Here is a 23,036-nt window from a genome sequence, read left to right on the forward strand (position 1 = left end):
GAGCGGTTCCACCGGGAGCGGCCTCCGGCCGGGGCGGTTCTCTGTACAGGGGGGCTGTCCGGGGGTCTGTCCGGAGCGGCCGTCCGGGGGGCGCCGGATCGGTTCTGCCGGGGGGCGGTGGCCGGAAGCGTGGGCCGGGAGCGTGGGCGGTGACCGTCATGGGCGGTCGTGCCCGGCGCGCAGGCTTGCCACGGCGCTGAGCAGCAGCACGCCCACGAAGACGACGAGCGGCACCGTCCACGTCCCCGTCACGGTGTGCAGCACGGACGCGGTGACCGGTCCGACCGCGGCGAGGAGGTAGCCGCCGGTCTGCGCCACCGTGGAGAGCGCCGCCACGTGCTCGTGGTCCTTGCCCCGCTTGACGTAGAGCACTCCGGCCACGGCCTGCCCGCCGCCGAGACCGATACCGAGGACGACCGCCCAGAGCGCGGGGGCGGCGGCCGGGGCGGCGATCAGGCCCGCGTAACCGCCCGCGCAGACAAGGATGATGCCGAGCAGGTGGGGGCGCTGGTCGGTTCGCGCGGCGGCCAGGACCGGGGTGACGAAGCCGCCCACGGCGACGCCGACGATGAACACCGACTGCATGCTCCCGGCCGTCGCCCCGGTGACCCCGGCGTCCACAAGGATCGCGGGCAGCCAGGCGAGCGTGGTGTAGAAGAGCAGCGTCTGGAGCCCGAAGAACGCCGTCAGACTCCACACCAGCCCACGCCCCGGCCTCCCCTGCGGCCTCTGCGAGCCATGTGGCCCCGCTGAGCCCCTTCGGCCCCGCGCCGGGGGCTGCGAGGGCCGGGGGGAATCCGGGGGCCGAGGGGCTCCGCCCGCCGCTCCGGGACCACCTGCCTTCGGGGCGGCCGATCCGGAACCGCGCACCTGCGGGGCGATACCGATGGCCGCGAGGGCCGCCGGGACGACGGCAACGCCGATCGCCGTCTGCCAGGAGTGTCCGGACGCCTGCCAGACCGGGACCATCAGGGCCGCGACGAGGGCTGAACCGGCACCCATGGACAGGGCGTAGACGCCCATCATCACACCGACCCGGCGCGGGGCGAACCGGCTGCGTACGAACACGGGGATCAGCACGTTCACGACGGCCGTGGCGACGCTGACGAGCACGGTGCCGACGAACAGACCGGGCAGGCCGGCTATCCGGACGATCGTTCCGGCGAGCAGGAGGACGCTCGCCCAGAACAGGCCGCGTTCCTCGCCGAACCGGCGCCGTACCCACGGCGCGAGCGGCGCGAACAGTCCCATGCACAGCGGGGGAAGCAGCCCGAGCACGGTGAGCGCCCCGGTACCGAATCCGGCGACCGGCGCCAGCGGCCCCAACTGACCGAACGCGACCCGTGTGTTGAGGCTCAGGAGGACGAAGCCGAGGACCAGGACCACGGCCGCGGCCTTCGCATGCGAAGAGGAAGGAGAGGAAGGGGATGGCGACGGAGTCGGGGACGGGGACGGGGGGAGGAAAGAGGACGAGGACGAGGACGACGGCGGGTCGGAGGGGGCCGCCGGCCGGGCGGGAGAGGGTACGGACACAGGAACCTTCCGGAGGTGGACGACCCCTCCAGCGTTCACGCTCAAGTAAACTTGAGCGCAACCCCGGGCGGAGGTGCCCCATGAAGGACCTGTACTCGATCAGCGAGGTCGCGGAGGCGTTCGGGCTGACCGTCGCGACCCTCCGCTTCTACGAGGAGCGCGGGCTCGTCCAGCACAGCGAGCGCCGGGGGCGCGTCCGCCACTACCGCCGCGAGGACCTCGCCCGGCTCGCGTACGCCCAGCTCTGGCACGACGACGGCATGCTCACGCTCACGGAGACGAGCGCCATCGTGGACAGTGAGCAGCTCGACGACCGGCTCACGCTCATCACCGCCCAGCGGGACGCGATGCGTGAACGGATCGAGAAGCTCGACCGCGCCGTGACGGTCCTCACCCATATGCTCGGCTGCCGCACCGACAAGGCCCTGGACTGCCCGATGACCGGCGGCTACATCCGGGGCCGGGTCGACGCGGCCCTCGACGGCACCCCGCACACCACCGACTTCTGGCCGGAGCGCGAAGACGGCGCCCAGGACGAGCGCGAAAGCGGCGCCCAGGACGGGGACGAAGACGACACCCGCAGCGGGCGCCGCGCCACGGACGGGAACGGCGCGCACAACGGGAGCGGCGCCCAGGACGGCGGCGGCGCCCACTGAGGCGGACGCCGCCGGGCCCCTTCCTCAGGCAGGTCCCGCCGGCCCCGCCGAACCCGCCGCGTCCGCGTCCATGTCCACGGCTCGCTCGGTGCTCCTCCGGTAGGTGAGCCAGGGCAGGAAGAACTGGGTGACCGGGCCGACCAGTACGGCGTACAGCACCGTCCCGACACCCGCTCTCCCCCCGAGCAGCCAGCCGACGCCGAGCACGGTCAGTTCGATCAGGGTGCGGACGAGCCGGAGGGAGAGCCCGGTCGCGGCGGACACACCCGTCATCAGCCCGTCCCGGGGGCCGGGACCGAAGCGCGCGCCGACGTAGACGGCGACGGACAAGCCGTTGAGCACCACACACCCGATGAGCAGGCCGATCCGGGTCATCAGTCCGAGGTCCTCGGGGATGAGCAGAAGACCGAGGTCGGACGATGCGCCCACGACGGCGATGTTGGCGAAGGTGCCCAACGTCGGCTTCTGCTTGAGGGGAATCCACAGCAGGAGGACGAAGACGCCGAGGAGGGCGCTGATCATGCCGAAGCTCAGGGGCGTGTGGTGCTCGACCCCTTCGTACAGCACGCTCCAGGGATTGACGCCCAGGGACGTGCGGACCATGGCCGAGAGGCTGAACCCGTACAGGGCGAGGCCGAGGAGCAGTTGGGGAAACCGTCTGAGCGGGTGTTCACCCAGGGGTACGTAGGTGAGGGGCGGCAGGGACGGGCGGGACGGGGACGCCGACGGCCCCTCGTCGCGTTGCTCCTGACGGCGCCGGAGTCTGTGCTTGTAACGGTCCGTGATCTCCTGCTCCACTCCGGTCGCCTACCGTGTGATCTCGTCCTGCCCGCATCGGCGCACGTCAGGGCTTCAGCCGGTCCAGGGCACGCTTGATCCGTCCGCCGACTTCGCTCGGGAGCGTACCCGTCCTGCCGCAGTTGATCCGGACGAAATGGTCCAGTGGCTCGCCCTCCGCGAAATGGTTGCCGCTGATCGTGGCGACCTTCGCCTCGGCCAGCAGGAACTGTTCCGCCGTGCTGTGGCCCAGTCTCCGGTAGCCGTCGGCGAACGCCGAGAGGTCGGCGAAGAGGAAGTAACCCCCCTGCGGCTCGTTGATCCGTAGCGAGGGGATCGTGCCGAGCTCCGCCAGCATCGCTTCGAGGTTGGAGCGCGCGGCCTTCGCCCTGGCGGTCGCCACCTCGTCCATCTCCGGCCGCAGCGCGATGTGCGTGGCGACCTGGCCGTAGGTGGACGCGAACGAGGTGAGGTTGACCTGTGCGCGTGCGGAGGCGTCCACGATGTCCGCCGGACCGCAGAGATAGCCGATCCGGTCGCCGTGCATGCCGTACGTCTTGCCGGGACCGGTCACCGAGACCGTCCACGGCCGCATGGAACAGCTCGTGCCGTCGGGCATCCGGACGTCGATGGCGGCGAACGTCCTGGCCCGGGGCCCGATGACATGGGCCTCGTAGGGGGTGTCGAACAGGACGTGGACCGGGCTCTCCCCCTCGGCCTCGCGCCGCAGGTTGTGCCGGGCGACGGTACGGGCCAGCGCCTCCAGTTCCCCGGTCGAGTAGACCTTGCCCGTGGGGTTGACGCAGTCGCCGAGGACGACGATCTTGGTCCGCCCGGAGATCGCCCCCTCCAGGGCGGACGGGGTCAGCCCGTCCTCCGCCGTGACCAGGACGGATTTCGGAATGGCCTCGTGCAGCCGCACCATATCCGCGTAGTGCGGCCAGTTGGGTACGGGAATGACGACCTCGTCGCCCGGGTTGAGCAGCGCGTGGAAGGTCACCGAGATCGAGCCCTTCACACCGCCCGGGGTGACCATGATTTCGCTCTCCGGGTCGTACGTGATTCCGTGGAGGCGATCCACCCGTGCGGCTATGGACTCCAACAGGAACGGAAATCCCTTGATCGGCGCGAACGCGTGAATCGTCGTGGAGTCCGCCTGGATGAAATCGATCACTCCACGGTCGATCCGGGGATCGGTCGGCGTATCAAGCGCACCGATGCTGAGATCGATGAACTGCTCATCGGCCGCGAGCCCACGATTGAGTGCGGCGAGCTTCGCCGCGGCCCCGTGGGTCGCCGATTCCGGAATGCGTAGGATGGCATCGGAAATGCCGCGATTCTTCTGCACGACGACGGGGTTCGCCTTTCCATCGGTGGAATTCAATTCGCGGCCACGGCCTTGTACATCGCGTTCCACATGTCCAGCTGGATGTTCAGGGTCTCCATCGCCCCGTAGGCGATCTCGGCGACGTCCGCGTCGGTGCGGCAGTTGTTCAGGACGCACTGCTTCGCGTCGGCGGCGTGCCGTTCCTCGACGCCCTCGTCCCCGACGTGGACGTCGAAGTAGACCTCGACCCTGTTCACGAACTCGTCGGCGGGCAGTTCCTTCCGGCTTTTGCGGAACGCCGTACGGCAGACCTGAAGCATCTTGTCCGCGTGCGACTCCAGGGCCATCGCCACACCCAGCATGCGGTGATAGTTGCTGGTCAGCAGCTCCAGGGTGCGCTCGCGGTAGGCCACCGTCCCGGGGATGACCAGGTCACTGTCGCGGGCCTCGCGCACGAGCAGCGGCGGCAGGCCGAACTCGCGCCGGCCGTACAGGTTGTGGGAGTTCTCCATCAGCAGCTCGTGGCAGTGCGCGGCATCGCCGTTCCCGGTCTCCTCGTTGAGGATGTGGGAGAACAGGACGAGCGTGTCACGGTCGTCGTGGGCCGCCGCCTGCGCGCACACATGGGCGATGCCCTTGACCGTGCCCTCGGTCCGGTGGAAGAAGTTGGCGCGGTGGAAGTCGTAGTCCCGGGCGGTCCACGGCGCTTTCTCAAGGAACGCGAAGTAGTCGTTCCCGTAGACGTCGTGATTGTCCAGGTCATCGATGAGTGCGGTGACCTGGTCGTGAATGGCCACTTCGGCGGAGTTCTTCATGGCGCGGCTACCTCCTGTGCACACAGGTTCTGAATCGCAGCCCACGAGATTCCCGGACGGACCCGCGATTCAATGGATGAATGCCTTACCGGAACCATCGTTCGGATGAGCACAATGCCCATCGCCGGAGGCCGTCGTGGTGGCAGCCTTGGCCGCTCGCCTGTTGAAGGCAGCCAGGATCGATCGCTGCCGGAACTTCCCCTCGGTAATCACCGAGGACCGCTTCGGCCCGACGGCGACCACTGTGGCGCAGCGACCGATACCGGGAACAGGTCACAACCGGCCAGATGCGAAGTCGCGCCCGCGCGGGAAAACGTCCGCACATTCGCATCGATGCATCGAACGCATGAATCGTCTTTCACGATCGACGGCCGTCGGAACCTCCCGCTCCGTGCCCGTGAACGACCCGTGAACGACCCGTGAACACACCCGTGAAGTCGCCGGTGAACGCGTCGGTGAACGCGTCGGTGAAGCACCCGTGAACGCACCCGCTCCTACGGGACAGCCCTTGCCCGGCGCCCACGGCGGGTGTCCGGCCTCCGTCGTCGGCTGAATCCCGTCGGAAACGTCGCGGAGAACGCCCGGTGGTGGCCGCGGCAACACGGTCGCGGCCACCACCGAGCCGACCCACCACCGAGCCGACCCACCACCGGGCCGACCCACCACCGGGCCGGGGCGTCACATCAACGGCAGGGTCTGGGTCCTCAGTTGGGCAGCACCGGCAGCACCGGCAGCAGTTCAGGCAGGTGGCCGTCCGACGCGGCGGCGGCCGTGACGCGCTCCGCCGGGACCTCGCCGTACAGCGTCGTGCGCGGACGGGCCGGGCGGCCGGCCAGTTCGGCGATCGCGATCAGGTCCTGGACGGAGCGGTACGAGCCGTAACCCGACCCGGCCATACGGGAGATGGTCTCCTCCATCAGCGTGCCGCCCAGGTCGTTCGCGCCGGACCGGAGCATCTCCGCCGCACCCTCCGCGCCCAGCTTCACCCAGCTGGTCTGGATGTTGGTGATGTGCGGGTGGAGCAGCAGGCGGGCCATCGCGGTGACCGCCCGGTTGTCACGGTCGGTCGGTCCCGGTCGGGCGATGCCCGCCAGGTAGACCGGGGCGTTGGTGTGGATGAAGGGCAGGGTCACGAACTCCGTGAAACCGCCCGTCTCCTGCTGGAGCGCGGCCAGGGTCCTGAGGTGGCCGAGCCAGTGCCGGGGCTGGTCGACATGGCCGTACATCATCGTGGAGGACGACCGCAGACCCACCTCGTGGGCGGTTTTGATGACCTCCAGCCAGGTGGCGGTGGGCAGCTTGCCCTTGGTGAGGATCCAGCGGACCTCGTCGTCCAGGATCTCCGCCGCCGTGCCGGGGATCGAGCCGAGCCCGGCCTCCTTCGCGGCGATCAGCCAGTCGCGGATCGACATGCCGGTGCGGGTCGCCCCGTTGACGACCTCCATGGGTGAGAAGGCGTGCACATGGATGCCGGGGACGCGTTCGCGTACCGCGCGGGCGATGTCGAAGTACGCCGTGCCGGGCAGGTCCGGGTGGATACCGCCCTGCATGCAGACCTCGACCGCGCCGACGTCCCACGCCTGGGCCGCCCGGTCGGCGACCTGGTCCAGGGAGAGCGTGTACGCGTCGGCGTCGGTGCGCCGCTGGGCGAAGGCGCAGAAGCGGCAGCCGGTGTAGCAGACGTTGGTGAAGTTGATGTTCCGCGTGACGATGTACGTGACGTCGTCACCGACCACGTCCCGGCGCAGCGCGTCCGCGATCCGGCACAGCTCGTCGAGCGCCGGGCCGTCCGCGTGGAGCAGGGCGAGCGCCTGGTCGTCGGTGAGCTTCGTCGGGTCGTCGGCGGCCCGGCCGAGCGCCTGCCGTACGTCGGCGTCGATACGGGAGGGCACCATCCCGGGGGCGGCGGCCTCGCGGAGCGCCTCCCAGTCCCCGTACACCTCGTCGAAGTCGTCGCGGCGGTCGCCGGTGCGGCCCTCGGTGTCGATGGTGCGGTGCAGGTCGGTACGGCCGGAGGCGTTGAAGCCCTCGTCCGGTTCCTGCCAGGGCAGACCGGTGGGGATCACGCCCTCGCGGGCCAGGCCCGTCTCCGGGTCGGCCAGGGCGCGGACGTGCGGGACGAGGCGGGGGTCCAGCCACGGTTCGCCGCGCTGGATGAACTCCGGGTAGATGGTGAGGCGCTCGCGGAGCGTGAAGCCCGACTCCGCTGTCCTCGCGGCGAGTTCGTCGATGTGCGGCCAGGGGCGTTCGGGGTTCACATGGTCGGGCGTGAGCGGTGAGACGCCGCCCCAGTCGTCGATCCCCGCGCCGATGAGCAGCGCGTACTCGGCGTCCACCAGATTCGGCGGGGCCTGGATACGGGCCGAGGGGCCGAGGATGTGACGGGCCACGGCGATGGCGGCGGCCAGCTCCTCCAGCTCCGCGTCCGGCATCCCGCGCATCGCCGTGTCCGGCTTGGCGCGGAAGTTCTGGACGATGACCTCCTGGAGCCCGTGGTAGGCGCGGGCGGTCCTGCGCAGCTCGAAGAGGGAGTCCGCGCGTTCCTCGTACGACTCGCCGATCCCGATGAGGATGCCGGTGGTGAAGGGCACGTTGGAGCGGCCCGCGTCTTCGAGGACGCGCAGCCGTACGGCCGGTTCCTTGTCCGGGGAACCGTGGTGCGGGCCGCCCGGCTCCGACCACAGACGGGTCGCCGTCGTCTCCAGCATCATGCCCATGGACGGGGCGACGGGCTTGAGCCGCTGGAGGTCGGTCCAGGTCATGACGCCGGGGTTGAGGTGGGGCAGCAGGCCCGTCTCCTCCAGGACCCGGATCGCCATGGCCCGTACATACGCGAGGGTGTCGTCGTACCCCTCGGCCTCCAGCCACTCGCGCGCCTCGGGCCAGCGGTCCTCGGGCCGGTCGCCGAGCGTGAACAGTGCTTCCTTGCAGCCCATGGCCGCCCCTCGGCGGGCGATGTCCAGGACCTCGTCGGGCGAGAGGAACATCCCGTGGCCCTCGCGGCGGAGCTTGCCCGGCACGGTGACGAAGGTGCAGTAGTGGCACTTGTCACGGCAGAGCCGGGTCAGCGGAATGAAGACCTTGCGCGAGTACGTGATGACGCCCGGCCGGCCCGCGGCCAGCAGGCCGGCGTCCCGCACCCGGGCGGCGGACGCGGTCAGGTCCGTCAGATCGTCGCCGCGCGCCTGGAGCAGTACGGCGGCCTCGGTCACGTCGAGGGCGACACCGTCACGGGCCCGTCTGAGCGCGCGCCGCATGGCGTTGGTGGTGGGGCGTCCGCTCTGAGGATCGGTCATGAACCGAGCATACGAGCGAGGCGCGCGTACCGGACCAGGGCCTCCTCCGGCCGGCCCGGCGGTCGGCCGGGCGGTCGGCCGGGCGGTCGGCCGGGCCGTGCGTCGCCCGCTTCCCGCCGTCGGGAGCACGCCCGCTCCGGGACCGGACAGCGCGCCCGCGCCCTCGCCCTCGCTCGACCGGCACCCCTCGCTCGGCCCGCACCCTCACTCGTCCGGGCCGACTCACCGAATGAGACCCGTCACGCGGCGGACGCGCCCGTAGGGTCGGGACGGTGATGGAAACGATCGTGTTCGACATCGGCGAAACCCTCGTACGCGACGACCGCTACTGGGCGTCCTGGGCCAACTGGCTCGGCGTCCCGCCGCACACGCTCAGTGCGCTGGTGGGTGCCGCCGTGATGCAGGGCCGGGACAGTGCCGACGCGCTGCGCATCCTGCGCCCCGACATGGACGTCGCCGAGGCCTACCTCGCGCGGGTGGCGGCGGGGCGCGGCGAGCACCTCGACGAGTCGGACCTCTACCCGGACGTACGGCCCGCCCTGGCCGAGCTCCGCGCGCTCGGCGTCCGTGTGGTGGTCGCGGGCAACCGGACGGTGCGGGCCGGGGAGTTGCTGCGGGCGCTGGACCTGCCCGCGGATCTGGTCGTCACCTCGGACGAGTGGGCGGTGTCTAAGCCCGACCCGGAGTTCTTCGCCCGGGTGCTGGAGGTGTCGGGGGCGGAGCCTCGGTCGACGCTGTACGTCGGTGATCATCCGGCGAACGACCTGTTCCCCGCCAAGTCCTCGGGCCTGCGGGCCGCGCATCTGCGGCGCGGGCCGTACGGGCACTGGTGGGCGGACCACCCCGACGTCGTGGAGACGGCGGACTTCCGGATCAACGCGCTGACGGAGCTGCCGGGGCTGCTGAGCGGCAGGAAATCAGGACCGGGCACGGAATCGGGAGCGGGATCGGGAGCGGGAAGGGCGGCGGAGTCCGGTACCGGGTCAGTGGCAGGGGCGGGGACTCCTGGGACTCCGGGGACTGCGGGGACTGCGGCGGACGCGCCCGCACGCCGTCGCACGCTCCGGTCCGTCCGCTAGCGTCCCCGGCCCGCATCGGCCCCGCCCCGCAGCTCGCACCCCACACCGCACACCCCGCACCGCCGGCCGACAGGGCCGGAACTCACGGAGACAGCCGCAGGGACTGGGGCAGGGGCAGAGACGAGGAAGAGGCCGGAGAGGCGAGCCGGCGCAGGGCCAGCCCGGCGAGCAGGGCGGCGGCGTACGGCAGCGCGCCGTCGTCGTACACCGCCTGCGCGGAGTGGTTCATCGGGGCGGTGGCCGGGTCGCTGCCGGGCGGGCAGGCTCCGAGGCCGACGAAGGCGCCGGGCACCTCGCGCAGGACGAAGGAGAAGTCCTCGGACCCGGCCATGGGCTGGGGGGCCTCCAGTACGCGGTCGGCGCCGAGGAGTTCGCGGGCGGTCTCCAGGGCGAAGGCCGCCTCGTCCGCGTGGTTCAGGGTGGGCGGGTACTGCTCGGCGTAGTCGATCTCGGCGGTCACCCCGTGGGCGGCCGCGACCCCGTGCACGGTCCGCTCGAACGCGGTGCGGACGGTGGCGTGGGCGGCGTCGGAGAAGGTACGTACGGTGGCGGCGAACTCCGCCGTCTCCGGAATCACATTGGGCGCGGTGCCCGCGTGGAGCTGTCCGACGGTGACGACGGCCGGGTCGAAGATGTCGATCTCGCGGGTGACGAGGGTCTGGAGCGCCGTGACCATGGCGCACATCGCGGGTACCGGATCGGCGGCGGAGTGGGGAGAGGAGCCGTGGCCGCCCCTGCCGCGCACGGTGACACGGGCCGAAGCGGAGGCGGCGAGCATGGGGCCCGGCCGGGTGGCGGCGTGGCCGGTGGGGGCTCCGGCGGACACGACGTGCAGGGCGTACGCGGCGACGACACGCTCCCCGGCGGCGTCGAGCACTCCCTCCTCGATCATGATCCTGGCGCCGCCCCGGCCCTCCTCGCCGGGCTGGAACATGAACACGATGTCCCCGGCCAGTTCCTCGCGGCGCGCGGCGAGCAGCCGGGCGGCGCCGACGAGCCCGGCGATGTGGAGGTCGTGCCCGCAGGCGTGCATGCGGCCGTCGACGGCGGAGGCGTACGGAAGGCCGCTGTCCTCCTGGACGGGCAGCCCGTCCATGTCGCCGCGCAGCAGGACGGCGGGGCCGGGCCGGCCTCCGCGCAGGACGGCGGTGACGGAGCTGAGCCCCCTGCCGAGGCCGATCTCCAGACCGAGCCCTTCCAGCGCGGCCAGGACCTTCGCCTGGGTGAGCGGCAGGTCGAGCCCGAGTTCGGGTTCGCGGTGCAGGGCGTGGCGCAGCGCGGTGAGTTCGGGTGCGAGGGCGTGGGCCTCGTGCAGCAAGGACATGGTCGTATGGTGCCGAGTGACCCATGTCAACCATGATCGTCCGCAGGAAAGCGCCGCACATGCCCTTGCCGCCGCCCGAATCCGCCGCCGCAGGTACCGCCGGAGCGGCCGGGACCCCCACGCTCGACGAGCTGGACCATCTCCTGATCACCGCGCTCCAGACCTCCCCGAGGGCCGAGTGGGCGCAGATCGGCAAGGCGCTGGGAGTGGACGCCTCGACGGCGGCCCGCCGCTGGCACCGCCTCACCGAGGCCGGTCACGCCTGGCTGAGCTGCTACACGGTGGCGGCCGGCCCGACGGAGCCGATCATCGCGTTCATCGAGGTGGACTGTGCGACGGGCGGGCTGCACGACGTGGCGGTGGAGATCGCGGACGATCCGCACCTGATCACCGTCGAACATGTCACCGGCTCCCGCGACCTGGTCCTGACGGCAGTCTTCCCCGACCAGTCCGCCCTCGGCCGGTACGTCGGCTTCCGCCTCGACACCCTGCCCGGTGTCGCCGCCACCCGTTCACAGATCGCCACGGCCGTCCACGCGGAGGGCAGCCGCTGGCGGCTGGACCGGCTGGACCCGGACGGCCGCGACACGCTCGCGAGGGACCGGCCGCACTCCGCGCCCCGGATCGGCCTGCGGTCCCCGGACGAGCTGGACAGCCGGCTCTCCCTGCTCCTGAGCGAGGACTGCCGGCAGTCGGCCGCCCGCCTCGCGGAACGTACGGGTGTCAGCGCCACCACGGTCCGGCGCCGCCTGGACCGTATGCACCGGACGGACGCCCTGGTCTACCGCTGCGAGGTGGCCCGCTGTCTCTCCGGCTGGCCGGTCTCCGTGACGATGTGGGGCATCGCACCGCCCGGCGAGGCGTCCCGGATCGCCGGGCAGCTGATCGGCATGCGCGAGACCCGCCTGTGCGCGTCCCTCTCCGGCCCGTACAACCTGCTGCTCACGGTCTGGCTGCGCTCGGCACAGGACATCGCCGCCTTCGAGACCCGCCTCGGCACCCGATTCCCCGAACTCACGGTCGCGGACCGGGCGGTGACCCTCTGGCCGTTGAAACTGGCGGGCCAGATCCTGGACCCGCAGGGCCGCCACATCAGGGGCGTGCCGGTGAGGTTCTGGGAGGACCCGGTGACGGACCGGGCGGAGGACGACCTGGTGGAACGGCTGCGGGGCGGCCGGGGGTGATGACAGGTTCCGTGGCGGTACGCGGTCGGGTTCGGCGCGCGTCCGCACGGTCAGGGCGCGGCGGTGAAGGCCAGTGAGACGTTGTGGCCGCCGAACCCGAAGGAGTTGGCGAGCCCGGCGGTCCAAGTGCCCCGGCGGGGCGGACCGGTGACGAGGTCGAGGCCCGTGCCGATCGCCGGGTCGGGCGTGTCGAGGTTGCGGACGGCGGGCACGATCCCGTCGCGCAGTGCGAGTACGGTGACGGCGGCCCCCAACGCGCCCGAGGCGCCGAGGAGATGGCCGGTCATCGACTTGGTGGCGGTGACCGCCGGGACACGTACCCCCAGGGCCTCGGTCAGCGCGTCCGCCTCCGCGAGGTCGCCCTGTGGAGTGGAGGTGGCGTGCGCGTGGACGAGACCGATGTCCGTGGGTCGCAGGCCCGCCGATTCCCAGGCCCCTCGCATGGCCCGTACCTGCCCGGCCGGCTCGGAGGCGGTGATGTGCCCGGCGCTGGAGGTGACGGCCGCCCCGGCGAGGACACCGTGGGGCCGTGCGCCACGGGCGCGGGCGAACGCGGCGCGCTCCAGGACCAGTACGGCGGCGCCCTCCCCGAGGACGAAGCCGTCGCGGTCCGCGTCGAAGGGGCGGGAGGCGCGGTCCGGGTCGCCGTTCACCGTCGACAGCGCCCGCATCTGCGCGAACCCCGCCAGCGGAAGCGCGTGCAGACACGCCTCGGACCCTCCGGCCACCACCACGTCGGCCCGGCCGAGCCGGATGAGGTCGAGCCCGTGCGCGAGGGCTTCCGCCCCCGAGGCGCAGGCGCTCACCGGGGTGTGGGCGCCGCCCCGGGCGCCCAGGTCGATGCTCACCCAGGCGGCCGGGCCGTTGGCCATCAGCATCGGCACGGTGTGCGGGGAGACCTTGCGCGGCCCGGACGACTCCAGGATGTCGTCCTGCCCGAGCAGGGAGAGCACGCCGCCCACCCCCGTACCGATGACGACGGCCACCCGTTCCGGGTCGACACCGGTCGGCGCCGCGTCCGCCCAGGCCTCGCGGGCGCTCACCAGGGCGGCCTGTTCGCACCGGTCCAGCCGCCGGGCCTCGGTCCGCCTCATGGCGCCGGCCGGGTCCACGCGCATCGGTGCCGCCAGCCGGACGGGCAGCCCGGCGGCCCACTCCTCGTCCAGGACCGCTACCCCGCTCTCCCCGGCCAGCATCGCCGCCCACGTCGTGGCGAGGTCCCCGCCCAGCGGCGTGGTCGCCCCGATTCCGGTCACCCATGCCCCCGCGTCGCTCCTCAGCACAGCGCACCTCCACCTTGTTCGACGGTCTGATCCCTTGACCGGCACGCTAGCCAACCAACTGGATGGTTGGCTATGTAGAGTCGTGCCATGTCGCAGCACCCCGAATCAGTAGGAACCCGCGCCCGCCTCCTGGCCGCGGCCAGGAAAGAATTCGCCGCCCACGGAATGGGCGGCGCACGCGTCGACCGGATCGCCGAGCACGCGGGCGCCAACAAGGAACGCATCTACGGCTACTTCGGCAGCAAGGAGAAGCTCTTCGCGGCGGTCGTCGCCGAGGCCCTCGCCGAACACGCCGCGCTCCTGGGCCCGCCCACCGGCGACCCCGCCGAGTACGCGGGCCGGATCTACGACCTCCACCAGAAGCACCCGCACATGCTCCGCCTGATGATGTGGGAGGCCCTGCACTACGGCACGGGCGCCCTGCCCGCCGAGGAGCAACGCGGCGCCCGCTACGAGGACCTGATCACCACGCTCGCCACCACCCTGAACGCCCCCGCCGACCCGCGGACCGCACACACCTTCCTGGCCCTCCTGGGCATCGCGGTGCTCCCCGCCGCCTTCCCCCAGCTCACCCGCCTGATCCTGGGCCCGGAAGCGGATGCCCCGACGACCCGCGCCCATGTGGTGGAACTGGCCCGCCGGATGACGGGCGGGGCGCCGGAGCCCCGGTGAAGCGTCCGGATCCGCCCGCATCCGCAAGCAGCGCGGCCTGACACAGCAGCAGATGCCGTAGGAAGGCAGTACCGGAAGTCCACCAGGCTCTCGGAGGCCGTGGCTCCCGTCCGGTCACACATGAGGAACGCGGGACCCGTTCAGGTCGGCATGCGCCGGCGCCCTCTCGCCCACCGTCGCGTCGGGGTCCGCTATCGCGGTGTCGCGCGGTCCGTCACCGTTGAAAGCCCGTTCGCCCCTAGAGGTACGCCGCGTACGCGTCCAGCACCCGGAGCACCTCCGGCTCGCCCGCCGGGGGGAGTTGGAGGACGACCTCCTCGATGCCCAGCTCGGCGTAGTGGGCCAGCTTGCCCGGACTCGGCAGGACCGCGTACGGGACCACCTGGAGGTCCTTCGGGTCGCGGCCCGCGGCGTCCCAGGCCTCCCGGAGCTTCGGTACGGACTCCGTCAGGCCGCGCCCGCCGATCGGGAGCCAGCCGTCCGCGTACTCCGCGATCCGGGCGAACAGCCTCGGGCCCGCGGCCCCGCCGATCAGGGTGCGGGGGCCGCTGACCGGGCCGCGCGGGGCCTGGACCGGCTTCGGGTACGCCCAGCTCGCCCGGACCGAGCCGAACTCGCCCTCGTACGCCGTCGGCTCGTCCGCCCACAGGGCCCGCATCAGCGCCATCCGGTCGCGCCCCAGCGCCCGCCGCGTCGACCAGTCGACCCCGTGGTCCGCGGCTTCCTCCACGTTCCAGCCGAAGCCGACGCCGAGCGTGAACCGGCCGCCGGAGAGGTGGTCGAGCGTGGCGATCTGCTTCGCCAGGTCGATCGGGTCGTGCTGGGCGACCAGGGTGATGCCCGTGCCGAGCGTCAGGCGTTCGGTCACGGCGGCGGCCTGGCCGAGGGCGACGAAGGGGTCCAGGGTGCGGCCGTACTCGGGCGGCAGCTCCCCGCCCGCCGGGTACGGGGTCTCCCGGCTCACCGGGATATGGGTGTGCTCGGGCAGATACAGCCCGGCGAATCCCCGCTGCTCCAGCTCGCGTGCGAGCCTGACCGGCGTGACCGTCTCATCGGTGAGGAAGATCGTTGTGGCGATCCGCATCGAGAACACCTCCGTCGTCGTCCGCTGACGGCCCCAACGTATGCGGTACGACGTCGAAAGCCGAGTATCGCGCGGGATGCCGCACCCCGCGTCCTCCTCAGCACCTTGGCCGCAACTCCCCTTCCGTTCGCGTGGAGTTCACGGCCCAATACGAGAGTCCGAGTACGTCGCCCTTGTCCCGCCCGACCCAGGGGAGCCCTCGTATGACCGGATCGCAGACCCCGAAAGCCCCGATCGCCAGGCGCGGCCTTCTGCTCGGGACGGCCGCCTCCGCCCTAACGTTGGGACCTGTGAGCTTCGCCCAGGCATCCGACAGCGGCACGGACGGCACCGCGGACGGTGAACGGACCGGAACCGTGCGCGGCACCCTGCCCACCGGGTCGCCCGACTTCGTCCATCTGCCCGTCGAAGTCCCCCGGGGCGTACGCGAGATCGCCGTCTCCTACACGTACACGAAGACGCCCGTCCCGGCCGGCACCCACGGCAACGCCCTCGACATCGGCATCTTCGACGAGCGCGGTACGGAGCCGGGAGGGCGCGGGTTCCGCGGCTGGTCCGGCGGCGCGCGCAGCTCCTTCTTCATCCGGGCGGACGAGGCGACCCCCGGCTATCTCGCGGGTCCGGTACGGGCCGGGACCTGGCACATCGCGCTGGGGCCGTACACCGTGGCCCCCGAGGGGCTGCCGTACGAGGTCACGGTCACGCTGCGCTTCGGCCCCTCCGGGAGCACCCCGAGGCCGGTGTACCCGCCCGAGCGGGCCAGGGGCCGGGGCAGGGCCTGGTACCGGGGCGACTGCCATCTGCATTCCGTGCACTCGGACGGCCGTCGCACCCCGGCCCAGATCGCCGCCGCCGCGCGGGCCGCCGGGCTCGACTTCATCAACAGCAGCGAGCACAACACCACCTCCGCGCACGGCGCCTGGGGCGGCCTGTGGGGCGACGACCTGCTGATCCTCACCGGCGAGGAGATCACCACCCGCAACGGTCACGTCCTCGCGCTCGGCACCGATCCGGGGACCTTCGTCGACTGGCGCTACCGCGCACGCGACAACCGCTTCGGCCACTACGCGAAGGCGGTCCGCCGGGCCGGCGGCCTGGTCGTGCCCGCGCATCCGCACGCCACCTGCATCGGCTGCCACTGGAAGTTCGGCTTCGGCGAGGCGGACGCGGTCGAGGTGTGGAACGGGCCCTACACCCCGGAGGACGAGATCTCCCTCGCCGAGTGGGACAACGCCCTCGTCGCGTCGGTACGGTCCTCGAAGCCCTGGATCCCCGCCATGGGCAACAGCGACGCCCACCGCGAGCCCGACACCGTGGGGCTGCCGCAGACGGTCGTCCTGGCCGAGGAGCTGTCCCGGGACGCGATCACGGCCGGCATCCGGGCCGGGCGCTCCTACGTCGCCGAATCCTCCGCCGTCTCCCTCTCCTTCGGCGCCTCGGGAGGGCGCGGCCGGCACGCGGGCATCGGCGAGCGGCTGCGGGTCGACGCGGACACCCCCGTCACCGTGCGGCTGGAGGTCGCGGGGGCGCCCGGCTGCACCGCGCACTTCGTCACCGACCAGGGCACGCTGTTCACGTCCGCGCTCCCCGCGTCGGGGACGGGCGCCGTGGAGTGGCGCACCACTCCCGCGTACGCGGCGTACGTCCGCGCGGAGGTCCGGCACCCGGTCGCCGTGCCGGGGCTGCCCGGTCCGCTCGCCGCCCTCACCAACCCGGTGTTCCTGGGCGACAGGGACTGAGCGGCACCCGGAGCCGAGAAGCGCCCGGAGCCGAGAAGCGACTGGGGCCGAAGATCGACCGGGGCTGAAGGGCGACCGGGCTGATTGATCGACCGGGGCCGAGGAGCTGTCGGGCCGAGGGCGACCGGAGGGCCTGCGTCCGGATGCTTCCCAGCCACTCCCCACCTTCAGAAATTTAGGTTAGCCTAACCTAAAGTAATTTTCTGGCCAGAGGGCGCGGGAGCGCGTCGGAAGCAGGGGTAGCCATGGGTCACGGCTGGGAGGGCGTCGTCCTCAAGCTGATGCGGGGGCGCGACTTCACGTTCACCGTGACCGGGACCGAGCAGGTCACCGAGGACTTCCGGCGGGTGCATCTGACCGACGGCGGGCTGCTGGCCGCGACCGGCGGAGCGCACCCGACCATGTGGGTCAGGGTGTGGTTCCAGCGGGACGGCAAGCCGCATCAGCGCGGGTTCACCCTGGTCGACCCCGACCCGGTGGCCGGGCGGTTCAGTTTCGAATTCGCCCTGCACGGCGGGGCGGCGAGCGAGTGGGCCCGCGCCGCGAAGCCCGGCGACACGGTGGACGCGACGCTCCAGGGCACCGGCTTCACGCTGCCCGACCCGGCGCCCGCCCGCCTCTTCGTGATCGGCGACGCGGCCTCGCTGCCCGCGGTCAACTCCCTGCTGGACGCGGTTCCGGCGACCCCGGCGACCATCTGGTTCGAGACGACGCGCGCCTCGGACGAACAGCTCCCGTTCCGCGTCGACCCGGCCCACCACACCCTGCACCGCGTCCCGCGCCGTGACGCGGGGGCCCATCTGGTGGACGAGGTGAAGGCCGCGCTGCCGGGGCTGCTGGGCGAGGACTCCTCCGACGCGTACGTCTGGATCGCCTGCGACACCTCGACCACCCGGGCCCTGTCCTCCTATGTCCGGCGGGAGTTGGGGCTGCCCAAGGACCGGGTGCACGCGCTGGGGTACTGGCGCCCCTGAGCCACCGGGACCCGGCCGGGCCGCGCTGGGCCTGACCGCGCCGACCGGGGCTCGTGGCGGGCCCGGCCCGGCACCGGCCCTGGCCCGCCGCCGGCCCCGGTCAGTCCGCCACGATCAGGGCCGGTGTCTCCTTCGTCAGCACCTCGCCGCGGAAGAACGCCGGGCTGCGGCGCCCCATCACGGTCATCAGCACCAGGCCGAGCAGCAGCAGCCCCACCCCGATGACGAACACCGAGCCGACGCCGAACACCGCGGAGCCCGAGCCGTAGGCCGGGTCCCACATGTCGTAGAGGGTCTTGCAGAAGACGGCGCCGAGCAGGATGCCTCCGACGACCGGGAAGAGGCCCTTGAAGACCAGGTCGCGGGCGGACCGCGTCAGTTCGGACCGGAAGTACCAGGCGCAGGCGAAGGCCGTCAGCGCGTAGTAGAAGCAGATCATGAGGCCGAGCGCGTAGATGGTGTCGACCAGGACGTGCTCGCTGACCAGGGTCATCACCGTGTAGAAGACGCCGGTCGCGACGCCCGCCGTCACGGTCGCCCGGCCCGGGGTCCTGAAGCGCGGGTGGACCTGGGCGTACGAGGCGGGCAGTGCCTGGTACGCGGACATCGCGAGCACCGTACGGGCCACCGGGATGAACGTGGTCTGGAGGCTGGCGGCGGCCGAGGCGAGCACCGCGACGAAGAGCAGGACACCGAGGCCGGGGCCCATGACCGGACCGGCGAGCGCGGCGAAGACGTTGTCGGAGGTGTCCGGGTTGGCGAGGCCGGGACCGGAGCCGCCCGAGCCGACGGCCATCTGGGCGGCGATGCCGGTGGCCAGGTAGGAACCGACCAGGACGACCATCGCGATGAGCGCGGCCCGCCCGGGGGTCTTCTCGCTGCCGGTCGTCTCCTCATTGGCGGTCAGGCACGCGTCCCAGCCCCAGAACATGAAGATGGACAGGGAGAGTCCGGCGGTGAAGGCCGCGAAGGACTGCACGGCGAAGGGGTTCAGCCAGGACCACGAGAAGTCGACGGACGAGGCGAAGTCTCCGCTGTCCGCCTTCTGGAGGGCCATCGCCACGAACAGGGCGAGGACGACGAGCTGGAGTCCGACCAGGGCGTACTGCACCCCCTTGGTGGCGGTCATGCCCCGGTAGCTGATGGCGGTGGCGGCGGCGATGAGGGCCAGACAGGTGAGGATGTGGACGGCCTTGTTGTCGTCCAGGGCGGCGACCTGACCGCTGCCGGTGATCTCGCCCGCGAGGAGCCAGAAGTACGAGGTGGCGACGCCCGCCAGGTTCGACAGGACGATGATCGTCGCGATGACCAGACCCCAGCCGCACATCCAGCCGACGCGCGGGCCGAAGGCCTTCACCGTCCAGGTGAAGGAGGTGCCGCAGTCCGGCATGACCTTGTTGAGCTCGCGGTAGGCGAAGGCGACCAGCAGCATCGGCAGGAAGCCGGCCAGGAAGACGGCGGGCATCTGCACCCCGACCTCCCCGGCGGTGGAGCCGAGGGTGGAGGTCAGGCAGTACACCGGGGCGACGGTGGAGATGCCGATGACGGCGCTGCCCATCAGCCCGACGGAGTTTCCGCCGAGGCCCTTGTTCCGCACTCCGTCCCGCACTCCACCGTCGGCCGGGGCACTTCCCCGTACCGTGTCTCCGGCCCGTGGCCGCGCGTCCAGCTGAGTCATGGGGAGGACGCTATGCGCTGCGATATCCACATCCGGAGCGTGAGACTCCAGCGTCTCACCCTTTCAAAACAAGGTAGTTGAGCGGCAATACGCGTGCGAATAGCGCATTACACCGCCATCACACCTTGCAATGAACGACCCGCGAGCGGGAGCGACGGCGTACGGTAATCGCAGCGCCGCCCGATTTGTGCTGGTTCAAAAATTTCCCGCGGTGTTTCGTCCGCACCTCTCGGACAGCTCATCCCGGCCAGACGATCGCCTGCGTCTCGCTGTAGGCGTGCAGGGCGTACGAACCGACATCGCGTCCCACCCCGCTCTTCTTGAACCCGCCGAACGGCGCCTCCATGTTCCGGCCGATCGTGTTCACACCCACTCCGCCCGCACGCAGCCGGCGGGCCACCCGGAAGGCCCGCGCCACGTCCCCGGACCAGACGTAGTCGAGGAGGCCGTAGTCGCTGTCGTTGGCCAGCGCGATGCCCTCCTCCTCGTCGTCGAAGGGGACTACCACGACGACCGGGCCGAAGATCTCCTCGCGGACGACCCGCATGTCGTTGGTGCAGTCGGCCAGGAGCGTGGGGGCGACGTAGAAGCCACGCCCGGTGCCCTCGGGCCGTTCGCCGCCCGTGACCACCCGCGCCCCCTCCTTGCGGCCCAGCTCCACATACGCCTCGACGCGGTCCCGGTGGGCGGCGGAGATGACCGGGCCGACCACCGTGCCCCGGTCGGCCGGGTCGCCGACCGGCAGCCGCGCCGCGTACCCGGCGAGTTTCTCGATCAGCCGGTCATGGAGGCCCCGTTGGACCAGGACGCGGGTCGGAGCCGTACAGATCTGTCCGCTGTAGAACGAGAACGTCGTCCCGATGCCCGCGACCGCCGAGTCCAGATCGGCGTCGTCGAGGACGAGCGCGGCGCCCTTGCCGCCCAGCTCCATCAGCTGCCGCTTCATGCCGCGCCCGCACACTTCGGCGATGCGCTGCCCCACGGCCGTGGAACCGGTGAAGCTGACCATGTCCACGTCCGGCGAGTCCACCGCCGCCTCGCCCGCCTCCGGCCCGGAACCGGTGACGACATTGACGACACCCGGCGGGATCCCGGCCTCCGCGAGGGCCTCGGCCATCCGGTAGACGGAGAGCGGGTCCTGCGGGGCGGGCTTGACGACCACCGTGTTGCCCATGGCGAGCGCGGGGGCGACCTTGCCCGCCGGGTTGGCCCAGGGGTTGTTGTACGAGGTGATGCAGGTGACGACGCCGACCGGCTGGCGCACGGCGAGCGCGCCGAAGACCCCGGCCCGCCCCATCGGCCCGGCCTCGTTGATCTGCGGGGCTATCGCCTCCTCCACCGGTTCCAGGGCTCCCCTGGCGTACCGGCGGAAGCGCGCGGCCCCCACGGCGACCTGCATGCCCCGGGCCGTGCCCGTGGTGGCACCGCTCTCCTGCCGGGCCAGGGCCGCGTGGGCGGCGATGTCGCGCTGGATGAGGCCGGCGGCACGGTCGAGGATCGCGGCGCGCTCCTCGGGCCGGGTGCGCGACCAGCCGGCGAACGCCTCGCGGGCCGCCCCGGCCGCCTCGTACACCTGGGCGCGGCTCGCCTCGGGGGCGAGGCCGACGACCTCCTCGGTGGCGGGGTTGATCACCTCGTAGTACCCGCCCGCGGGCTCGGTCCACTCCCCGCCGATGAACAGCCGCTGCCCGGTGCGGCCCGTGCCCTGCTTCTCCGTACCGCTCTCCGTACCGCTCATACGGTGCTCACCGTCCGGGTGTCGCGGCCGGAGCGGAGCACCCTACCGGGCACCGCCCCCGTCACCTTGTCCTCGCGCAGCGTCTCCACTCCATTGACGCGTACGGACACGATGCCGATGGCCTTGGAGTCGAGGCGGGGGCTGTCGCCGGGCAGATCGTGTACGAGGGTGGCGGGTCCGGCGTCGATGCGCTCGGGGTCGAACAGCACGAGGTCGGCGTGGAAGCCCTCCTCGATACGGCCCCGCTCCCGCAGCCCGAAGAGCCGGGCGGGGTCGTCGGTGAGCATCCTGACGGCGGTGGTGAGGGGCACGAGCTTGCGGCCGCGCAGACAGTCGCCGAGGAAGCGGGTGGTGTACGGGGCCCCGCACATCCGGTCCAGGTGCGCGCCCGCGTCGGAGCCGCCGAGCATCACGTCCTCGTGCTCCCAGGTCCGCTGCCGCAGCGCCCAGGAGGCCGGGTCGTTGTCGGTGGGCATGGGCCACAGCACCGTACGCAGGTCGTCGTTGGCGCAGATCTCGACCAGGCAGTGGAAGGGATCCATGCCGCGTTCGGCGGCGATGTCGTTCACCACCCGGCCGCTGAGGCCTTCGTTGGCGGCGCTGTAGGTGTCGCCGATGACGTACCGGCCGAAGTTCGCGAGCCGGCGGAAGACCCCGGCCTCCTTGCTGTCGGCGCGGCGCAGCATCTCGGCCCTGGTGTCCGCGTCCCGGAGCCGCTCGACGCGTTCGGGGACGGGGAGGCCGAGGATGTCGCCCCAGCCGGGGATGAGGTTGAGGGCGCAGAAGGTGCCGAGCGACATGTTCATCGGGGTCAGGATCGGCATGGTGAGCGCGACGATCCTGCCGCCCGCGCGGCGGGCGCGTTCGCTGGGGACCAGCTGACGCGGCACGCGTTCGGGCACGGCGGCGTCGATGGTGAGCACGTTCCAGTTGAGGGGCCGTCCGGCGGCGGCGCTCATGTCCACGAAGAGGTCGATCTCCTCGTCGGAGAACTGGTCGAGGCAGCCCGCGACGATCGCTTCGAGCTGGGTGCCCTCGTGTTCCCCGACCGCCCGGGAGAGCGCGAGCAGTTCCTCGGGCAGCGCGTGCCGCGAGGCGACCGGCCGGCCGTCCCCGTCGGCGTGGGTGGAGGACTGCGTGGTGGACAGTCCCCAGGCCCCGGCGTCCATGGCGTCGTGGAAGAGCGCGAGCATGGCGGTCATCTGCTCGCCGGTGGGCTGTCCGCCGACGGCGTCGGCACCCATGACATGGCGGCGCAGGGCGCAGTGCCCGACCATGAACCCGGCGTTGACCGCGATGCGTCCTTCGAGCGCGTCCAGGTACTCGCGGAAGCTGGACCAGGACCAGTCGACGCCTTCCTCCAGCGCCTTGAGGGCCATGCCCTCCACCCGCGACATCATCCGGCGCGTGTAGTCGGCGTCCTCGGGGCGGTCGGGGTGCAGCGGCGCGAGGGTGAAGCCGCAGTTGCCCCCGGCGACGGTGGTGACGCCGTGGTTCATGGAGGGCGTGGCGTAGGGGTCCCAGAAGAGCTGCGCGTCGTAGTGGGTGTGCGGGTCGACGAAGCCGGGTGCCAGGACGAGGCCGGTGGCGTCCTCGCTGGTCACGGCCTCCTCGGTGAGGATGCCGGGTTCGGCGATGACGGCGATGCGGCCGTCGCGGATACCGAGGTCGGCGCGGTAGGCGGGTCCGCCGGTGCCGTCCACGACGGTCGCTCCGCGGATGAGGTGGTCGAGCATGACGGGGTCCCTTCCGGGTGCGGCTCTCGCTGTTGGTGGTGGTCGGTCGGTGGTGGTGGCCGGTTGGTGGTGGCTGCCGTAGTGGTGGCCGGTCGGTGGTGGTGCCGGTTGGTGGTGTGCCGTGGTGGTCGGCCGGTGCCG

Annotated in this window: 17 protein-coding genes; 6 read left to right on the top strand and 11 right to left on the bottom strand. The window is 71.9% G+C overall.

Annotation, left to right across the window (positions count from 1 at the left end; genetic code table 11):
- Positions 1-156 precede the first annotated feature (156 nt).
- Positions 157-1,386 (bottom strand): MFS transporter, encoded by a 1,230-nt coding sequence (locus tag ABT170_RS38690; protein ID WP_351875611.1) that lies wholly within the window; start codon positions 1,384-1,386, stop codon positions 157-159.
- A 227-nt stretch (positions 1,387-1,613) separates the two neighbouring features.
- Here ABT170_RS38690 and ABT170_RS38695 point away from each other — a divergent pair, with 227 nt between their 5' ends.
- Positions 1,614-2,189, top strand: a complete 576-nt coding sequence (locus tag ABT170_RS38695; RefSeq protein WP_351875613.1) for a MerR family transcriptional regulator — start codon at positions 1,614-1,616, stop codon at positions 2,187-2,189.
- A 24-nt stretch (positions 2,190-2,213) separates the two neighbouring features.
- On the opposite strand, the gene yczE is transcribed toward ABT170_RS38695, so the two are convergent.
- The 4 genes from yczE to ABT170_RS38715 form a co-directional block, all read right to left on the bottom strand.
- Complete coding sequence (gene yczE / locus ABT170_RS38700) at positions 2,214-2,987, bottom strand: membrane protein YczE (RefSeq protein WP_351875616.1); 774 nt, start codon at positions 2,985-2,987, stop codon at positions 2,214-2,216.
- A gap of 46 nt (positions 2,988-3,033) precedes the next feature.
- On the bottom strand, positions 3,034-4,314 hold the full coding sequence (locus ABT170_RS38705) for a pyridoxal phosphate-dependent aminotransferase (protein WP_351875619.1): 1,281 nt from the start codon (positions 4,312-4,314) through the stop codon (positions 3,034-3,036).
- Between the two features lie 32 nt (positions 4,315-4,346).
- The gene (locus ABT170_RS38710; protein ID WP_329943898.1) at positions 4,347-5,108 is read right to left on the bottom strand and encodes an iron-containing redox enzyme family protein; all 762 of its coding nucleotides are present in this window, start codon (positions 5,106-5,108) and stop codon (positions 4,347-4,349) included.
- A 704-nt stretch (positions 5,109-5,812) separates the two neighbouring features.
- Positions 5,813-8,404 (bottom strand): bifunctional FO biosynthesis protein CofGH, encoded by a 2,592-nt coding sequence (locus ABT170_RS38715; RefSeq protein WP_329943899.1) that lies wholly within the window; start codon positions 8,402-8,404, stop codon positions 5,813-5,815.
- A gap of 275 nt (positions 8,405-8,679) precedes the next feature.
- Here ABT170_RS38715 and ABT170_RS38720 point away from each other — a divergent pair, with 275 nt between their 5' ends.
- On the top strand, positions 8,680-9,483 hold the full coding sequence (locus ABT170_RS38720; RefSeq protein ID WP_351875670.1) for an HAD family hydrolase: 804 nt from the start codon (positions 8,680-8,682) through the stop codon (positions 9,481-9,483).
- Between the two features lie 82 nt (positions 9,484-9,565).
- On the opposite strand, the gene ABT170_RS38725 is transcribed toward ABT170_RS38720, so the two are convergent.
- Complete coding sequence (locus tag ABT170_RS38725; protein WP_351875624.1) at positions 9,566-10,807, bottom strand: M20 metallopeptidase family protein; 1,242 nt, start codon at positions 10,805-10,807, stop codon at positions 9,566-9,568.
- A 59-nt stretch (positions 10,808-10,866) separates the two neighbouring features.
- Between ABT170_RS38725 and ABT170_RS38730 the strand changes: the two genes are divergently transcribed.
- On the top strand, positions 10,867-11,991 hold the full coding sequence (locus ABT170_RS38730; protein ID WP_351875627.1) for an Lrp/AsnC family transcriptional regulator: 1,125 nt from the start codon (positions 10,867-10,869) through the stop codon (positions 11,989-11,991).
- Between the two features lie 50 nt (positions 11,992-12,041).
- Here ABT170_RS38730 and ABT170_RS38735 read toward each other — a convergent pair whose 3' ends face one another.
- Positions 12,042-13,271, bottom strand: coding sequence for a beta-ketoacyl-[acyl-carrier-protein] synthase family protein (locus tag ABT170_RS38735; protein WP_502970634.1), 1,230 nt, complete (start codon positions 13,269-13,271; stop codon positions 12,042-12,044).
- 90 nt (positions 13,272-13,361) lie between these two features.
- On the opposite strand from ABT170_RS38735, the gene ABT170_RS38740 reads away from it, so the two are divergent.
- Positions 13,362-13,946 carry a TetR/AcrR family transcriptional regulator gene (locus ABT170_RS38740; RefSeq protein ID WP_351875633.1) on the top strand — a complete coding sequence of 195 codons (585 nt, stop codon included), beginning with the start codon at positions 13,362-13,364 and terminating at the stop codon, positions 13,944-13,946.
- Between the two features lie 238 nt (positions 13,947-14,184).
- Here the strand turns inward: ABT170_RS38740 and ABT170_RS38745 are convergent, their stop codons facing one another.
- On the bottom strand, positions 14,185-15,030 hold the full coding sequence (locus ABT170_RS38745; RefSeq protein WP_329943904.1) for an LLM class F420-dependent oxidoreductase: 846 nt from the start codon (positions 15,028-15,030) through the stop codon (positions 14,185-14,187).
- Between the two features lie 203 nt (positions 15,031-15,233).
- Here ABT170_RS38745 and ABT170_RS38750 point away from each other — a divergent pair, with 203 nt between their 5' ends.
- Both ABT170_RS38750 and ABT170_RS38755 read left to right on the top strand, forming a co-directional pair.
- The gene (locus ABT170_RS38750; RefSeq protein ID WP_351875636.1) at positions 15,234-16,769 is read left to right on the top strand and encodes a CehA/McbA family metallohydrolase; all 1,536 of its coding nucleotides are present in this window, start codon (positions 15,234-15,236) and stop codon (positions 16,767-16,769) included.
- Positions 16,770-17,014: 245 nt separating this feature from the next.
- Positions 17,015-17,743, top strand: coding sequence for a siderophore-interacting protein (locus ABT170_RS38755; protein WP_351875639.1), 729 nt, complete (start codon positions 17,015-17,017; stop codon positions 17,741-17,743).
- A 100-nt stretch (positions 17,744-17,843) separates the two neighbouring features.
- On the opposite strand, the gene ABT170_RS38760 is transcribed toward ABT170_RS38755, so the two are convergent.
- The 3 genes from ABT170_RS38760 to ABT170_RS38770 form a co-directional block, all read right to left on the bottom strand.
- The gene (locus ABT170_RS38760; RefSeq protein ID WP_351875641.1) at positions 17,844-19,421 is read right to left on the bottom strand and encodes an APC family permease; all 1,578 of its coding nucleotides are present in this window, start codon (positions 19,419-19,421) and stop codon (positions 17,844-17,846) included.
- 238 nt (positions 19,422-19,659) lie between these two features.
- Positions 19,660-21,159, bottom strand: coding sequence for an aldehyde dehydrogenase family protein (locus ABT170_RS38765; RefSeq protein WP_329943908.1), 1,500 nt, complete (start codon positions 21,157-21,159; stop codon positions 19,660-19,662).
- Positions 21,156-22,895 carry an N-acyl-D-amino-acid deacylase family protein gene (locus ABT170_RS38770; RefSeq protein ID WP_351875644.1) on the bottom strand — a complete coding sequence of 580 codons (1,740 nt, stop codon included), beginning with the start codon at positions 22,893-22,895 and terminating at the stop codon, positions 21,156-21,158. The genes ABT170_RS38765 and ABT170_RS38770 overlap by 4 nt, the downstream gene beginning before the upstream one ends.
- Positions 22,896-23,036: the final 141 nt, after the last annotated feature.

The organism is Streptomyces sp. NPDC001787 (assembly GCF_040297465.1).
In the GTDB taxonomy this organism is placed as follows: Bacteria; Actinomycetota; Actinomycetes; order Streptomycetales; family Streptomycetaceae; genus Streptomyces.

Excerpts from the sequence above, each read along its gene's own strand:
- ABT170_RS38720 (WP_351875670.1), top strand. The coding sequence starts at position 8,680 with ATGGAAACGATCGTGTTCGACATCGGCGAAACCCTCGTACGCGACGAC.
- ABT170_RS38740 (WP_351875633.1), top strand. The coding sequence starts at position 13,362 with ATGTCGCAGCACCCCGAATCAGTAGGAACCCGCGCCCGCCTCCTGGCC.
- ABT170_RS38710 (WP_329943898.1), bottom strand. The coding sequence starts at position 5,108 with ATGAAGAACTCCGCCGAAGTGGCCATTCACGACCAGGTCACCGCACTC.
- ABT170_RS38745 (WP_329943904.1), bottom strand. The coding sequence starts at position 15,030 with ATGCGGATCGCCACAACGATCTTCCTCACCGATGAGACGGTCACGCCG.
- ABT170_RS38770 (WP_351875644.1), bottom strand. The coding sequence starts at position 22,895 with ATGCTCGACCACCTCATCCGCGGAGCGACCGTCGTGGACGGCACCGGC.
- ABT170_RS38755 (WP_351875639.1), top strand. The coding sequence starts at position 17,015 with ATGGGTCACGGCTGGGAGGGCGTCGTCCTCAAGCTGATGCGGGGGCGC.
- ABT170_RS38730 (WP_351875627.1), top strand. The coding sequence starts at position 10,867 with ATGCCCTTGCCGCCGCCCGAATCCGCCGCCGCAGGTACCGCCGGAGCG.
- ABT170_RS38750 (WP_351875636.1), top strand. The coding sequence starts at position 15,234 with ATGACCGGATCGCAGACCCCGAAAGCCCCGATCGCCAGGCGCGGCCTT.
- ABT170_RS38760 (WP_351875641.1), bottom strand. The coding sequence starts at position 19,421 with ATGACTCAGCTGGACGCGCGGCCACGGGCCGGAGACACGGTACGGGGA.
- ABT170_RS38765 (WP_329943908.1), bottom strand. The coding sequence starts at position 21,159 with ATGAGCGGTACGGAGAGCGGTACGGAGAAGCAGGGCACGGGCCGCACC.
- ABT170_RS38695 (WP_351875613.1), top strand. The coding sequence starts at position 1,614 with ATGAAGGACCTGTACTCGATCAGCGAGGTCGCGGAGGCGTTCGGGCTG.
- ABT170_RS38725 (WP_351875624.1), bottom strand. The coding sequence starts at position 10,807 with ATGTCCTTGCTGCACGAGGCCCACGCCCTCGCACCCGAACTCACCGCG.
- ABT170_RS38715 (WP_329943899.1), bottom strand. The coding sequence starts at position 8,404 with ATGACCGATCCTCAGAGCGGACGCCCCACCACCAACGCCATGCGGCGC.